At 38.2% G+C, this 15,377-nt stretch carries 12 protein-coding genes and 1 pseudogene; 7 read left to right on the top strand and 6 right to left on the bottom strand.

Annotated features, from left to right (window positions below):
• Positions 1 to 10: 10 nt before the first annotated feature.
• Together VB711_RS20495 and crtA are read right to left on the bottom strand one after the other, a co-directional pair.
• On the bottom strand, positions 11 to 697 hold the full coding sequence (locus tag VB711_RS20495) for a cyanoexosortase A system-associated protein (RefSeq protein ID WP_323288128.1): 687 nt from the start codon (positions 695 to 697) through the stop codon (positions 11 to 13).
• Positions 698 to 699: 2 nt separating this feature from the next.
• On the bottom strand, positions 700 to 1,575 hold the full coding sequence (crtA, locus tag VB711_RS20490) for a cyanoexosortase A (RefSeq protein ID WP_323288127.1): 876 nt from the start codon (positions 1,573 to 1,575) through the stop codon (positions 700 to 702).
• Between the two features lie 136 nt (positions 1,576 to 1,711).
• Here crtA and uvrC point away from each other — a divergent pair, with 136 nt between their 5' ends.
• From uvrC to VB711_RS20465, 5 genes are all read left to right on the top strand, one after another.
• A complete protein-coding gene (gene uvrC, locus VB711_RS20485) occupies positions 1,712 to 3,589 on the top strand; it encodes an excinuclease ABC subunit UvrC (protein WP_323288126.1) in 1,878 nt (625 codons plus the stop codon).
• Positions 3,590 to 3,970: 381 nt separating this feature from the next.
• Positions 3,971 to 5,440 carry a glycolate oxidase subunit GlcD gene (gene glcD / locus VB711_RS20480; RefSeq protein WP_323288125.1) on the top strand — a complete coding sequence of 490 codons (1,470 nt, stop codon included), beginning with the start codon at positions 3,971 to 3,973 and terminating at the stop codon, positions 5,438 to 5,440.
• Between the two features lie 92 nt (positions 5,441 to 5,532).
• Positions 5,533 to 6,756 carry a glycoside hydrolase family 10 protein gene (locus VB711_RS20475; RefSeq protein WP_323288124.1) on the top strand — a complete coding sequence of 408 codons (1,224 nt, stop codon included), beginning with the start codon at positions 5,533 to 5,535 and terminating at the stop codon, positions 6,754 to 6,756.
• A gap of 17 nt (positions 6,757 to 6,773) precedes the next feature.
• Complete coding sequence (locus VB711_RS20470; RefSeq protein WP_323288123.1) at positions 6,774 to 7,334, top strand: hypothetical protein; 561 nt, start codon at positions 6,774 to 6,776, stop codon at positions 7,332 to 7,334.
• A 251-nt stretch (positions 7,335 to 7,585) separates the two neighbouring features.
• A complete protein-coding gene (locus VB711_RS20465) occupies positions 7,586 to 9,811 on the top strand; it encodes a GAF domain-containing protein (RefSeq protein WP_323288122.1) in 2,226 nt (741 codons plus the stop codon).
• Positions 9,812 to 9,820: 9 nt separating this feature from the next.
• Here VB711_RS20465 and VB711_RS20460 read toward each other — a convergent pair whose 3' ends face one another.
• Positions 9,821 to 10,240 (bottom strand): Fur family transcriptional regulator, encoded by a 420-nt coding sequence (locus VB711_RS20460; RefSeq protein ID WP_323288121.1) that lies wholly within the window; start codon positions 10,238 to 10,240, stop codon positions 9,821 to 9,823.
• 323 nt (positions 10,241 to 10,563) lie between these two features.
• Between VB711_RS20460 and VB711_RS20455 the strand changes: the two genes are divergently transcribed.
• Together VB711_RS20455 and gor are read left to right on the top strand one after the other, a co-directional pair.
• Positions 10,564 to 11,100, top strand: coding sequence for a peroxiredoxin (locus VB711_RS20455; RefSeq protein WP_323288120.1), 537 nt, complete (start codon positions 10,564 to 10,566; stop codon positions 11,098 to 11,100).
• A 281-nt stretch (positions 11,101 to 11,381) separates the two neighbouring features.
• Positions 11,382 to 12,734 carry a glutathione-disulfide reductase gene (gor, locus tag VB711_RS20450; protein ID WP_323288119.1) on the top strand — a complete coding sequence of 451 codons (1,353 nt, stop codon included), beginning with the start codon at positions 11,382 to 11,384 and terminating at the stop codon, positions 12,732 to 12,734.
• A 38-nt stretch (positions 12,735 to 12,772) separates the two neighbouring features.
• On the opposite strand, the gene VB711_RS20445 is transcribed toward gor, so the two are convergent.
• The 3 genes and pseudogenes from VB711_RS20445 to VB711_RS20435 form a co-directional block, all read right to left on the bottom strand.
• On the bottom strand, positions 12,773 to 13,423 hold the full coding sequence (locus VB711_RS20445) for a DUF2834 domain-containing protein (RefSeq protein WP_323288118.1): 651 nt from the start codon (positions 13,421 to 13,423) through the stop codon (positions 12,773 to 12,775).
• Positions 13,424 to 13,436: 13 nt separating this feature from the next.
• A complete protein-coding gene (gene hrcA / locus VB711_RS20440) occupies positions 13,437 to 14,534 on the bottom strand; it encodes a heat-inducible transcriptional repressor HrcA (protein WP_323288117.1) in 1,098 nt (365 codons plus the stop codon).
• A gap of 532 nt (positions 14,535 to 15,066) precedes the next feature.
• Positions 15,067 to 15,377: pseudogene (locus tag VB711_RS20435) on the bottom strand (flagellar assembly protein H); the annotation flags it as partial.

Below are 15,377 nucleotides of genomic sequence, written 5' to 3'. Positions count from 1 at the left end.
TCAATTAAAGTTAATGTTTAGGAAAGCGGGGATACCACCAGCGATACAAGTCAAACCAAGCCTTTTCTAATTTTGAAAAGGCCAATTTAGGGTTAACATCATTAACTGGAGTAGATAAATTTACCCATAAACAACGTCTGTTTAATAAACTTTGTTCCCCCAGTAACCAAGATAGCAGACTAGAAGCAGTAATACTATAAGTGCGTTGATTTTTGAGAAATTGTTCTTGAGTAACTGTGCTTTTGCCTTGGGGGTTTATACAGCTAGTTAAATATACCTTATTTTTATGGACAAATTGACTATAATATCCTATCCCTGGTTGATAACGGATAGATTTAGATATTTCAGAACCAGGTAAAGTTAGATTTTTATTATCAGCAACTAAGCCTTCAATATTTCCCATAGTTCCTATTACATAACGGATTTCTATATCTATGGGAGCATTATTTTGTCTATATTCATAGCGTCTACCAGCAATTACAGCATCATATTCTCCTATTTTTTGAATTACTATATCAGTTAAAGCCTGACTTTCTATAATTTCGCTTCCTGTTAAGGGTACATCTTGAGGAAATGTAAATTGAGCAACTTTCTGATTACCTGCATTGGGATCAAGTATTAATTTTGCCAAACCTAAAAAGATGCTAATACAAGTTATTGCTAAAAATGGTATTCGGATTTGTTTTGAGAGTTGCATTTTTATTGATTCTCTGAAGCTACATCAAGGGTTTTCATTTTTTCATAATATATATTACATACAAATCCAAATGCTAATATTGAGACTGTAGAAAATATTTGACCACCAGGTTCTCCATGCCAATATGCAAATCCCTCGTCGTTAGAAGCTGCAACTAAAAGTGCCATTAAAATTATTCGGAAACTGTTAAATATAAATGCTATGATTATAGATATAATTGGGAGTGATATTTTTTGAACTACATTTTTGAATGGAAATATTGCTAGAAAGACAAGTGAAAATTGGAATAAAAGTATCATGACATTTAATCCCGAACAGCCTGGATATATCTCGATCGCTCCTGTGGGAAGACTAACAATCACTCCTTGACGTGAAACTTCAAATCCCAAGTACCAAAGCAGGAAATTAGTAAATTTTGCGGAAATTAGGCTGACATCAACTGTAGTGGAAATAACTGACGTTAAAACTCCTTCAGTCAGAAGTAAAATCAAAATCATAAATTCTTGTTTATATTGTTTTAATCCTTTGATTCCAGATGCTATTAGACCTAACCCCAAAAATAAAAACAGTGGAGAGAATCTAATAAAAAAAGACTCGAACCAAAACAATGATGTAGTTTTAAATAGGATTAGAAAAATTATTAATAAACCAGATAAACTAGAAAATAAATCACTTTTTAAAGACAAAATTGCGCGTTTTTTCCAAACAAGATATAATATGGCTGCCCAATATAAAAATCTGGTAGTTACAGTATCGGTATTACCCAATAGTTTCCAATTTAAGTTAAGTTGAATGATTGTTAAACCAACAGCGATCGCACTCAACCAAAACTCAGATTTTTGTAATTTTTCTGACAAATCAGGGTAAGAAGCTTTCATAGTTTTTATTTTTACAGCTAAAAAACTAACATATTTACAAAATAATGTCAACTAACAAGCCTGAATCAGATCACATTTTGATAAATTTTTCTTAAAATAGAGATGGATCTAACTATAAAATTACTTAAATCTAATTGTGACTATATCACCTCAGACACTACCACTAATTAAAGATTTAGAAAAACTAGAAAACCGTCTTCAGGAAATACCCAGTGAACCAGGAGTTTATTTGATGCGTGATGAGAGCGATCGCATTATTTATATTGGTAAATCACGAAAATTGCGATCGCGTGTTCGTTCCTACTTCCGGGACTCCACCAATAAAACGGAACGAATCAACACAATGGTTAAATTAGTGACAGATATTGAAATTATCGTCACTGATACGGAAACGGAAGCTTTGGCGCTGGAAGCCAACTTAATTAAGCAGCACTTACCATACTTCAACGTCTTACTCAAAGATGATAAAAAATATCCCTATCTCTGCATTACTTGGTCAGAAGACTATCCCCGTATTTTTATTACCCGTAAACGCCAATTAGGGAAAGAAAAAGATAAATTCTACGGGCCTTATACCGATTCTGGTTTATTGCGGGAAATTTTGCATCTGTGTAAGCGGATCTTTCCCTTGCGACAAAGACCCCAACCTTTATTTAAAGACCGTCCTTGTTTAAACTATGATTTGGGGCGTTGTCCTGGTGTTTGTCAGAAACTGGTTTCTCCAGAAGAATATCGAAAAATCGTGCAAAAAGTGGCGATGGTGTTCCAAGGGAGAACTCAAGAACTAATTGATATTTTAACCGAACAAATGCAAATTGCGGCCGAGTCACTTAATTTTGAAACAGCAGCGCGAGTTCGTGATCAAATTGCTGGATTAAAATCCCTGACCGCACAGCAAAAGGTTTCCTTACCAGATGATACCATTTCACGGGATGCTTTGGCATTAGCTAAAGATGACCAGCACGCCTGTATTCAATTATTTCAAATTCGTGCCGGTCAATTAGTAGGAAGATTGGGATTTATTGCAAATGCACAAGCCGAACCTGGGGCTATTTTACAACGAGTTTTAGAAGAACATTATCAAACGGCTGATGCAGTTGAAATTCCAATGGAGATTTTAGTACAACACGAATTATCAGACGGAGAAATTTTGGCGGAGGTATTAACTCAAAAAAAGGGGAGAAAAGTTACAATTTTAGCTCCTTTGCGACAAAATAAAGCAGAATTAATTGAGATGGTGGAAAAAAATGCTCAATTTGAATTACAGAGAATGCAAAAATTGGGTGCAACAAATCTCCAAGCCACAGAAGATTTAGCGACTATTCTCGACTTACCAGATTTACCGCACCGAATCGAAGGTTATGATATTTCTCACATTCAAGGTTCTAATGCGGTAGCGTCTCAAGTGGTATTTATTGATGGTTTACCAGCGAAGCAATATTACCGTCATTATAAAATCAAAAATCCCAATGTAACTATTGGACATTCAGATGATTTTGCCAGTTTAGCCGAAGTTATTCAGCGACGGTTTCGCAAATATATTGAAGAACCCCAACTGTCACGGGTAAATAATCCTGATTGGCCTGATTTAATTATGATTGATGGTGGTAAAGGTCAATTATCGTCAGTTGTGGCTATTTTACAAGAAATGAATTTATTAGCAGACTTGCGAGTTGTCAGTTTAGCCAAAAAGCGAGAAGAAATCTTTTTACCAGGAGAATCTCAACCTTTAGAAACCGATGCGGAACAGCCAGGAGTACAGTTATTGCGACGTTTGCGAGATGAAGCACATAGATTTGCAGTTAGTTTTCATCGTCAACAAAGAAGTGATAAACTAAAGCGATCGCGCTTAGATGAAATTCCCGGTTTAGGACACCATCGCCAAAAGTTACTATTAGCTCATTTTCGTTCTGTTGATTACATTCGTCAAGCCACACCCGCACAACTCGCTGAAGTTCCAGGAATTGGATCTAGGTTAGCCCAAGATATTCATAATTATTTTCATCCTAGTTAATTAAATCTAATTATCTTCAATCAATCATTAAGGTATTTAAAAGTGTATTCAATTTTTGCTTATGAATTTTTTGTAATTCATTATCAATTTCTATTAATTCAGAATAAACCTGAATAAAATCCGTGATAGACATAATTGTATCGGCTCAATAAGTAGGGGTAAAAGAGATAATATATATAGGAATCCTACTTGAATCTTGCTCAATATACTGAGATTCAATTGTTGATGATATACGGTTTAGGGTTTACAGCTTGTATGGCTTACGCCACCCTACGCTATGAAAAATCAAATAGGAGTCTTATATAGTTATTAGGTACACTCTGTCTTAAAGCAGGTATTTAATGTTAAAGTCAAGTAAAAGCCCTTAATAACCAAAAATCTATGCTTACCCAAGATAAAAAACAAATTAACTGGAAACCCATAATTAAAAAGTTTATCGCTGTGCTTGGTGGAAAAGGGGTAATTCAGCGCAAAGAAGAACTTATTACATATCAGTGTGACGGTTTAACCAGCTATCGTCAAACTCCCCCAGTCGCAGTTTTACCCAGAACCACAGAACAAGTTGCAGAAGTGGTGAAAATCTGCAATCAATTCTCTGTTCCCTTTATCGCCAGGGGTTCAGGTACCGGTTTATCTGGAGGTGCTTTACCAGCAGAAGATACTGTTTTAATTGTCACTTCTTTAATGCGGCAAATCCTCAACATTGATTTAGAAAATCAACGTGCAGTAGTACAACCAGGAGTAATTAATAGTTGGGTAACACAAGCGGTAAGCGGTGCTGGTTTTTATTATGCTCCCGATCCTTCTAGTCAAATTATCTGTTCTATTGGTGGAAACATTGCTGAAAATTCTGGTGGAGTACATTGCTTAAAATACGGTGTCACTACTAACCACGTTTTGGGTTTAAAAGTAGTCCTGCCTGATGGTTCAATTATCGATATGGGAGGACAAATTCCCGAAATGCCTGGTTATGATTTAACAGGTGTATTTGTAGGTTCAGAAGGAACTTTAGGAATTGCTACAGAAATCACTTTACGAATCCTCAAAAGTGCAGAATCAATTTGTGTACTTTTGGCAGATTTTACCAGTGTTGAAGCTGCTGCGGCTAGTGTTTCTGATATCATCAGCGCGGGCATAATTCCTGGGGGAATGGAAATGATGGATAACATTAGCATCAATGCCGTTGAAGATGTTGTGGCTACAAATTGTTATCCGCGTGATGCTACGGCTATTTTGTTGGTAGAAATAGATGGTTTAGAGGTAGAGGTTGGAGTTAATAAACAACGAATTGCAGAAATTTGTCAGAAAAATGGAGCGCGTAATATTACTAGTGCCAGTGATTTAGAAACTAGATTAAAGTTATGGAAAGGACGCAAGGCCGCTTTTGCTGCTGCTGGACATTTAAGCCCAGATTATTATGTTCAAGATGGGGTGATTCCCCGGACTCAATTACCCTATGTGTTACGAGAAATTGAAGCATTAAGTCAAAAATTTGGTTATCCAATCGCTAATGTCTTTCATGCTGGTGATGGTAATCTTCACCCATTAATCTTGTTTGATAATTCAGTGGCTGGTGCTTTAGAAAAGGTAGAAGAAGTTGGAGGAGAAATTTTAAAACTTTGTGTCAGAGTTGGCGGAAGTATTTCTGGTGAACATGGTATTGGTGCAGACAAAAAATGCTATATGCCAGATATGTTTAGTGAAACAGATTTAGAGACTATGCAATGGGTAAAACAAGTTTTTAATCCTCAAGGGTTAGCAAATCCAGGGAAGATTTTTCCCACGCCACGCACCTGTGGAGAAGCTGCAAATGCTTCATTTCAGCAGTTTAAAGACATAGAAAGATTCTGATTAAATGTAGTCATATCTATATAAATTCCTGATGTTAGTTACTTGGTTTTGTAATTGTATGTATAATTGTAAAAGCAAGTCTAATTTTACAGATGAATAGGGTGGCTCACCGTTGTTTCTTATCTCTACTATCTTTAGCTTTTGTAGTCAGTTTAGCAGTCTCTTCAATTCCGTCCAATTCGGGTTATTCTCAAAATAATCGTCCGGTGATTACAGAAATTCGCGGCGTTTGGCTTACTAATGTAGCTAGTGGTTTATTTTTTGTACCTTGGGGAGTTGAACGGGCTTTAAACCAATTAGCAACTCTCAATTTTAATACAATTTATCCAGTAGTCTGGAACAGAGGATACACTTTTTATAACAGTGCTTTAGCTAAAAAGGTGACAGGTTCAGCAACTTTGCCTTTGCTAAGGTTAATCCACGGGAAAATGGATTTTTTAGTTAAATTAGTGAAGCTTTCTCAAGCTAAGGGTTTGAATGTAATTCCCTGGTTTGAATATGGGTTAATGACACCTCGTAATTCTGCATTAGCATATTTACATCCAGACTGGTTGACAACTGCAAGAGGAGGAATAAATTCTGATGTTGGTGAAGGAGGCATACCCCACGAAGAAATTAATAATGGTGTATCAAATCGCATCGTTTGGCTGAATCCTTTACATCCAGAAGTGCAAAAATTTATCAAAGGGTTAATTGTTGAAGTTGTCATTAATTATGATGTAAATGGGATTCAGCTTGATGATCATTTTGGGATGCCTGTACAATTTGGTTATGATCCTTTTACGCTACAGCTTTACCAAAAAGAACATCAGGGTAAAAATCCACCTATTGACGCTTTTGATGTAGAATGGATGCGTTGGCGAGCAGATAAAATTACCAATTTTATGGCTCAAATCTATCAAGCTGTCAAAAAAGTTAAACCTAATGCCACAATATCTCTATCTCCCAATTCCCAGGAGTTTTCCTATAAATATTATTTGCAAGATTGGGCTAATTGGGTAAAGAAAGGTTTAGTTGATGGTTTGATTTTACAGGTATATCGAGATGATAGAAAGTCTTTTATTGGGGAATTAGATAAACCAGAGTTAAAATTTGCGCGTAGTAAAATTCCTGTGGGAGTTGGCATTTTAACTGGAACTCTAACTCATCCTGTTGATATTAATCAAATTAGAGAACAGGTGCAAATAGTGCGCGATCGCAATTTTTCAGGTGTATCATTCTTTTATTGGGAAAGTTTGTGGGGTTACATCTCCCCAGATGCACCTCAACGTCGAAGAAGGGCTTTTACTCAGATGTTCGCGCCTAAAATTAATTAATTTCCGCAATAACAACAATGAAAATTAAAATTAATAATTGGACATTATTGTGGATTCTAGGAACATTTAGCGGCTTTTTAGGCAGTTTAATCTGGATTGAAATCGGTGAAAAGCCTGATATGAACGTGTTAACGGCAGCTATTGGCGGAATAGCGATCGCCCTACCCCAAAGTATAACACTTAAACCCACCACCTTCTCTTTACAATGGATTTTAGCTACCGTTGTCGGTTGGGTAGTCATTGCAGCCCTACATACAGGTGCTTTAGGTTGGAGTGTCCCCAGTAACGAATTTTTCCACTACAGAATCATCTCCGGGACTATTTCTGGAGGTATTGGAGGTTTCCTCATTGGACTGACACAATGGTGGATAGCAATCCCCAAATCATTACCTTCAGCTTGGCATTGGATTCTCTTTAATTCTCTTACCTGGGCAATAGCTGTACCCGTCGGTTCTGTCACCGGAATCTACCTACGTCGTCTCTCGCAGTTATTTTTGGGGGAAGTTGTCGGTTTAGCTATTACCTGGCTGCTAGTGGCGATTTTCACAGGTATCTGTGCCGAAAAATTATTAAAGTAAATTTAATATACTCCCTTCTCACTCAAAGAATATGGATTAAATGAACCGTATTCGCGTAGCGTCCCGTAGGGATAGACGCAAAGGACGCGAGGAAGGGAGTAGTCGTTACCATCAGTGAAATTTCTTTGAGTTATATGAAGAATTATCACCATTAGCAAAAAAAGGGGTTTAGTCTCCTTTCGTAATAATGTTAAATAACGATACTTTTAAAACATCCTCTAAAACCTCAGCCATATAAAATAAATAAACTAATGAATAGAAATCCAGTTAAATCCATTTCCAAGTTAAGCAAACTATCAACTCCTCAGATGTTCTTAGGTACAGACGTAGATAAAAAAAATAGTAGTGAGCAATTTCTACTCAGTATGTACGATTCTGTGCAGACATCAATATTTATAGTCGATGTTCTCGAAGACGGTGATTTTCGCTATTTAGGGCTAAATCCCACCCATGAAAGGTGGATAGGTATCCGTTCTGAAGAAGTGCGGGGTAAAAAACCAGAAGACATTCTCTCCCCTGTAGACGCTGCTAGAGTTCGTCAGCATTATGTTGATTGTGTACGCTTTGGTAAAACAATTTCCTACGAACAATGTTTGCAATTTCAAGGCATTAGTACATGGTGGAGTACAACTTTAACTCCATTACGGGATGCTAAGGCTAAAATTTATCGACTAATTGGCACTAGCAGTAATATTACTCAGTCCAAACAAACGGGGAGAATGCAAGCTGAACGGGAACGTATTTTAGAATCAATTGGCCAAAAAATACGTCAATTTCAACCCTTAGAAACCATTTTTCAGCAGACAGTTAAAGAAATTCGCCAATTATTAGATTGCGATCGCGTATTGATTTATCATTTTAATATTCATCAAATTGGAGAAATTATCGCTGAATCAACTATCATGGTTGGTAATTCTTTACTAGGACAAAAAATTAATGATCCTTGCTTTCACGTTCAACATCTAGAACGCTACAAACGTGGTTGTATTCAAATTATTGAAGATATTCATACCGCAGGTTTACATCCTTGTCAACGAGATTTTCTAGCTTCCATTCAAGTAAAAGCCAACTTAGTTTTACCGATCTTATTACAACAAGATTTATGGGGCTTACTAATTGTCCAACATTGCCGAGAAACGCGACAATGGCAACAAATAGAAATTAATTTACTTCAACAAATAGCCAGCCAATTAAGTATTGCCATACAACAACAAGAATTACATCAACAAATAAAAAATCTGCAACTACAACAACAGCAACTCCCGAAATTTCTAGCCTTCATCAAACAGATCACAGAACAAATTCGTGATCACCTAGATGCTGAAAAAATTTTACAAAATACAGTTAAAGAATTAGTCCAACTACTAACACTTGAACGTTGCCAAATCGAACTGTATGATCAACTGCAAATTACAGCCGTTGTTACTTGCGAGTATACCAACCATCCTCCCCATTGCCAAGGATTAACCAGACATTTAGCCGACTTTCCCGAAATTTATCAGCCACTTTTACAAAAACAGCCCTTAGCATCAGTAGAAATTCTTTCTGGATGGAATCCACAATTACAGCTAGTTAATCAACTTGCTTGTCCAATTTTCCATAGTCAAGGGGTTTTAGGAAATATTTGGTTAATTAGAAGCACAGATCAACCATTTACCGAATTAGAAATATCATTAATACAGGAAGTAGCAAATCAATGCGCGATCGCTATTCGTCAATCTCAATTATCCCTCACCAATCAAATACAACTTCAAGAACTAAAAAACCAAGAACGCTACAAAAATGAATTTCTCAAAACCCTGGCCCAACAACTACGCACACCCATCACCAGCATTAGTCTAGCCGGCCAAACCCTAGAAAGTCTTCTCACCCCAAATGGTATATTAGATATAGAATTAGTACCCCAACTCCTACAAATACTACACCAAGAATGTGGACGCGAGAGCAAATTAATTAACGATTTACTAACCCTAGCATACCTAAAAATTGAACCCGAACCCCCCACATTGATCGCCATTGACTTAAAAACCTGGCTTACCCCCATAGTTGAATCTTTTCGAGATGTCACCGATTGTCAGAAACAACAGTTAAATTTAAATATTCACGAAAATTTACCGCCCTTAGAAACAGACATCACCGATTTTGAGCGAATTATCACCGAATTACTCAATCATGCCTGTAAATGCACTCCCCCAAGTGAATTAATTACCGTTTCTGCCAACTTGAATATAGATACAGTAGAATTAAAAATCACTCATTCCGGTGTGGAAGTTCCCGTAAATCAACCATCACTGATTTTTCAACCATTTTATCGTCTAGCCAAACATGATTCCTGGAAATCTAGCGAAACCGGATTAGAACTAGCATTAGTTAAAACCATGATCAACCGCTTAAACGGATCAATTTGCGTCCACAGCATGAAAAATCAAATCATCTTTACAATTAAATTCCCATACACTTGCAAAACTTCAATCTAAAACCTAAACTTACTCACAACAGCGATCGCACAACCCCTGTACCGTCACCTCATAACTCTCACCCCGCAGACCCGGACGCAGACCCTTAAAATCTATACACTGAAAGGCATTCCAAGCTATATCTTCAATCGCACCGCATTGGTGACAGCAAAAATGATGGTGGGGTTCAACATTGGCATCATAGCGAGAAACCCCCTCTTCTAACAACACCTCCCGCACCAAACCCACCTCCCTCAACGCTTGCACAGAACTATAGATCGTCGCTTGGGATGAAACAGGAAAATCTTTATTCAAATCCGTGAGTATTTGTTCCACCGTTGGGTGATCAGTGCGTGATAACAAATTCGCATAGACCGCAAATCGCTGAGGTGTCACCCTCAAACCCTTGGATTTCAAGGTTTGGACAATCGCGTTTGCTTGTAACTGCATACTTGTGGCTATATTTTGCTAATTTACTTTATTTATCAATACTTTGTCCAAATCGAAAAAAGCGTTGATTTGTAGGTTGGGTTGACGTAAGGAAACCCAACAAATGCGTCGGGTTGCGCTGTCGCTTAACTCAACCTACAAAAAATGGACAAGGTATTGTTTATATTATAGTCCCCAATTTTTAGGAATTAATCATAAGTTTTTTGTGTTATACTTTTTAAGTATTTATAACTATTGAACTTTTCGCAAATCAGAATTATTCTGAGATATATCAGCAAAAAGTGATCACATAGCTACATAAATCAACTAAAATAGAGGTAAACATGGCTGTTCTTGAAAAAGTACCCAACGTTGTATTTAAAACCCGTGTCCGTGACGAATCAATTGGTGGCGCTAACCCCTTTCGCTGGGAAGACCGTACTACCGCCAGTCTTTTCAGTGGCAAGCGTGTTGTAGTTTTCTCCCTACCAGGCGCTTTTACCCCAACCTGTTCCACCTCCCACCTGCCCCGCTACGAAGAACTTTATGATCAATTTAAAGGGCTAGGAATTGATGCAGTCATTTGTGTATCTGTAAATGATGCCTTTGTCATGTACCAATGGGGCAAACAACAAGGTGCTGAAAAGGTATTTTTGTTACCCGATGGTAATGGTGAATTTACCCGCAAAATGGGAATGTTGGTAGACAAATCTAATTTGGGCTTTGGAATGCGCTCTTGGCGTTATTCTATGGTAGTTAATGATAGCGTAATCGAAAAGTTATTCGTTGAACCTGGTTACGAAGACAACTGCCCCACAGACCCCTTTGAAGTTTCTGATGCAGATACCATGTTGACTTACCTCAAAGGTGCTGCTGCTTAATTAGACATTAGACATCTCCGGTAAAGATTGTAGAGACGTTCCATGGAACGTCTCTACAAGGGTTGTAGAAAACGCATATTTAATTTCTGGAGATGTTTATTATAATGTAGAAACGTTCCCTGGAACGTCTCCATATAACGCATATTTAATTTTCACTCCATTAGAACTTACGAAAATATCTCTCAAAACCTCATTTCTCTGTGAACTCTGTGCCTCTGTGGTTTGTTTTCCAGCGACTTGTGCGTAATTCCTACCTATTTAAAATTTAAAGGACATAACTAATGAACTACGATTTTGACTTATTTGTGATTGGTGCCGGTTCTGGGGGGATTGCTACTGCTAGACGTGCAGCAGAATATGGTGCAAAGGTAGGAATTGCCGAATTTGACCGGTTGGGTGGAACTTGCGTAAACCGTGGCTGTGTGCCTAAAAAACTGATGGTTTACGCATCCCATTTCCCATCCCTGTTTGAAGATGCCCAGGGATACGGCTGGAGTGCTGTTCAGAGTACCTTGGATTGGGAAAAGATGGTGTCAGTCGTTAACAATGAAGTGACCCGGCTGAATGGCATTTATCAAACAATGCTAGATAAGTCCAAAGTAGAAATTTTTCAGGGACACGGTAAATTTATTGATGCCCATACAATTGAAATAGGGGATAAAAAAGTAACCGCCGATAAGATATTAATTGCTGTGGGTGGTCATCCCATTAGACCAAATATTTTAGGAATTGAACACGCCATTACCTCTGATGAGATTTTTAATCTGCCAAAACAGCCCAAAGATATGGTAGTTTTGGGAGGAGGTTACATCGGTACAGAATTTGCTTGTATTCTCAATGGATTGGGAACAAAAGTCACTCAAGTAATTCGGGGTGATATAATTTTACGTGGTTTCGATGACGATTTGCGGACAGAAATTCAGCAAGCAATGGGTAATCACGGGATTCGCATTCTCAACAAAATCGAACTCATAGCCATTGAAAAAGACGCAGACGGGGTAAAGGTCACAGTCCAAGGAGATAAAAATTCCGAAGAAACAGTGGTGGCTGATGCTGTGAGTTTAGCCGCAGTTGGTCGTAAACCGAACACCCAAAACCTGGGTTTAGAAAATACCAAAGTCAAACGCCATGACGGGGCGATTTGCGTAGATAAATACAGTCGCACAGAAGAAGAAAATATCTACGCTGTCGGGGATTGTACGAATAAAATTAACCTAACTCCGGTAGCAATTAATGAAGGTCGAGCCTTGGCTGATACCCTATTTGGCGGTAAACCCCGTACCATGAGTTACGAAAATATCCCCACAGCTATATTTACCACACCAGAAGCAGCAACAGTGGGTTTAACCGAAGCCGAAGCCAGGGAAGAATACGGTGATGCGGTGAAAGTTTATCGGACTCGTTTCCGTCCCATGTATTATACCTTAGCAGGGAAAGACGAAAAAACGATGATGAAATTGGTGGTGGATCAAAATACTGATAGAGTCTTGGGGGCGCACATGGTGGGAACAAATGCGGCGGAGATTATTCAAGGTATAGCGATCGCTATAAAAATGGGTGCAACTAAAGCCAACTTTGATGCCACCGTCGGAATCCATCCCAGTTCGGCTGAAGAATTTGTCACCATGCGTTAACAATCCCTCATTCCTCTGCGTTCTCTGCGCCTCTGCGGTTAGTTAATTTCTACCATTTTTTGGTCAGATGGACGCACACACAAATACAGCAAAGCACCAAAAAGAGGAATTAGGGAAAATACCCAAAATAACTTTTCCTCTTTCCACCCCCGTCGCTGTAAATCATCTCCTAACAATACCGGAAATAATAAACTGAGCATACAGAAATCTAAGCTCATCACATGGATAAAACGGCTTGTTTGCCATTGTTGCACAAAATCTCCCCAATTTCCATTATTTAACCCATAAAATACCAAAATTGCCGCCCCGATGATCAGCACAGAGCCAGTAAAGCGGGAATCTAGGAGTTTAATAAATGGATTTTTTTCACCTATAAAGGTGGGATTTGGTTTTCTTAACGCTAAATATGGTATAATGGCAAATGCACCAACGGCAAAAGCAGCGATCGCAAACGGCCAAGCCCGGATTTTTTGCCCTCTACCATCACTAAATAATAAAGATGCGTAGATTAAAGGCCAGATACCCATGAGATTAAATAGGGCTATCACTAAGGGATTGATATTTTCCCAGTTCCCCGTCGAAAGGTTTTTAATCAAATCGAAGGTATCAGGTTGGTCGGGAGGAGCAAATAAAAAGGCATAGGAAATAAATCCTAGCCATAGTACACCAAAAGTAATTTTTCTGGACATAACTTAATAAAACTTAACTAAAAGCCTGGGAGAGATAATCTGCTGCTGCGGCCACAACAGCGATCGCACTTTCATAGTCTAACCGCGTTGGACCCAAAACTCCCACACTCCCCACCGGAACAGAACCACGACAATAGGTAGAAGAAATCAAAGTACAGGTGCGAATTGGTTCTAAAGTGTTTTCTGTGCCAATGCGAACTGTAACCCTCCGCTTACCCCTTTCCTCAATTTCTGGTTCTTCACAAATTAACCGCCATAATTGGTCTTGCTCCTCTTCCAATAAGTGCATAATCGTTTGCACCTGCTGTAACTGAGAAAATTCTGGCTGACGCAAAACCTCACCCACACCCCGCACCATAATTTGTGTCGTAGTTGGTGAAACAGCCCGACGAGTCAATTCAGCCACTGAATTTTTCAAAAATTCCCCATAATGTTGGAACTTTTGATCTAATTCCCCCCAATCAAGTTTGGCTAATTCCAACAAACTGCGTCCCCGTAAGTGGCTATTTAAAAAATTAGATACAATCTGTAATTCGTGATCAATTACCTCTGGATCTGGTATACTTCCTGATGACGCTGTGAATAAATCCATTACCTTAGAGTGGGTTTCATAACTGTCTGTCACCACAATCAACATGATTTTACCCACTTCGATTTGCACAAGTTGCAAATGTCGTAAATGGGCTGTAGTTGTTTGTGGCATAGTAATCAAGGTAATACAGCCACTCAAAGTTGCCAAAATTTGGGCTGCACCTTGTAATAGGGCTTCTAAACTCCAATCTTCCCAATGTAGGCGCTGTTGTAATGTTGTTTCCACTTCTTTGGCTAAGGCTTCCGTCCGAGTAGCATCTGCTAAAAAAGGTGTAATCAGTTGGTCAACATAAATGCGATAACCAGAATCAGAAGGTATCCTCCCAGCGGAAGTGTGTGGTTGATACAGTAAGCCAGATTTTTCTAAAACGCCCATGACATTGCGAATGGTAGCAGAACTGACACCAAGATCAAATTCCTCAATTAAGGCTTTAGAACCAACTGGTTCGGCCGTAGCAATGTAGTGGCGTACAGTTGCCCAAAGTATATGCTGTTGTCGATTAGTCAGCTTAACTTGCATGGCGGTATTTTACAAAAGGCAAATCTTAATCAAGGTTTAAAAAACTATGGCTGTCACCACAAAAACATTAATTATTAATTAATTTAACAATACCAGATTATATATTTCTATTATAGTGCTTAGGCAGATAATTATCTATTGTTGTATCTATTGAAACCGTGTATTTATTTCTGCCTAACCTATTCTAGCTATGATCATCTTACATTATCCTTTAATAAGCAGTGTTTTAAGATACAATTTATCAAAAAAGGAACAGGAAACATAAAATGGTTTTTCCTCTTCCCTCAATATTCTCAATAGTCTAGTACAGCTTGGCGGAAGTCAAAAGTCAAAAGGAAGGCAGTATAGACTTTTTAGCAATTTAAAATGGTTGATTTATTTACGCCGTACTGTACTAGACATAATGACATGATTTTAGTGCGTAAGTCCTAAATACTACAAACCTATTGAAATTCCTGAATTTGTTCTAGGGATAATCCTGTAATTTGGGCGATTAAATCTATGGAAAGACCAGAACGGAGCATATTTAAGGTTATTTGAGTTGCAATTTCTGAATTTGTTCTAGGGATAATCCTGTAATTTGGGCGATTAAATCTATGGAAAGACCAGAACGGAGCATATTTAAGGCTATTAGAGTTTTTTCCTCAGCTTTACCTTTGGCTATGCCTTCGGCTTTACCTTCGGCTTTACCTTTGGCTATGCCTTCAGCTATGCCTTCAGCTTTACCTTCTAGGAGGATTTCTTGATAAATGACTGATTCTTTCATGATTTCGCTCCTTAGTAATCTTTGAATGACTTCCTTTTTTAATGCTAACCCAGATATAATTGCTGTGGCAGCATTTA

The organism is Cronbergia sp. UHCC 0137 (assembly GCF_034932285.1).
In the GTDB taxonomy this organism is placed as follows: Bacteria; Cyanobacteriota; Cyanobacteriia; order Cyanobacteriales; family Nostocaceae; genus Cronbergia.
The sequence above is the reverse complement of the archived record's forward strand: the minus strand, read 5'-3'. Positions and strand labels throughout refer to the sequence as shown.

Coding starts and splice junctions, on each gene's coding strand:
- VB711_RS20465 (WP_323288122.1), top strand. CDS start 7,586: ATGAATAGAAATCCAGTTAAATCCATTTCCAAGTTAAGCAAACTATCA.
- VB711_RS20455 (WP_323288120.1), top strand. CDS start 10,564: ATGGCTGTTCTTGAAAAAGTACCCAACGTTGTATTTAAAACCCGTGTC.
- crtA (WP_323288127.1), bottom strand. CDS start 1,575: ATGAAAGCTTCTTACCCTGATTTGTCAGAAAAATTACAAAAATCTGAG.
- hrcA (WP_323288117.1), bottom strand. CDS start 14,534: ATGCAAGTTAAGCTGACTAATCGACAACAGCATATACTTTGGGCAACT.
- VB711_RS20475 (WP_323288124.1), top strand. CDS start 5,533: ATGAATAGGGTGGCTCACCGTTGTTTCTTATCTCTACTATCTTTAGCT.
- VB711_RS20495 (WP_323288128.1), bottom strand. CDS start 697: ATGCAACTCTCAAAACAAATCCGAATACCATTTTTAGCAATAACTTGT.
- VB711_RS20470 (WP_323288123.1), top strand. CDS start 6,774: ATGAAAATTAAAATTAATAATTGGACATTATTGTGGATTCTAGGAACA.
- gor (WP_323288119.1), top strand. CDS start 11,382: ATGAACTACGATTTTGACTTATTTGTGATTGGTGCCGGTTCTGGGGGG.
- VB711_RS20445 (WP_323288118.1), bottom strand. CDS start 13,423: ATGTCCAGAAAAATTACTTTTGGTGTACTATGGCTAGGATTTATTTCC.
- glcD (WP_323288125.1), top strand. CDS start 3,971: ATGCTTACCCAAGATAAAAAACAAATTAACTGGAAACCCATAATTAAA.
- VB711_RS20460 (WP_323288121.1), bottom strand. CDS start 10,240: ATGCAGTTACAAGCAAACGCGATTGTCCAAACCTTGAAATCCAAGGGT.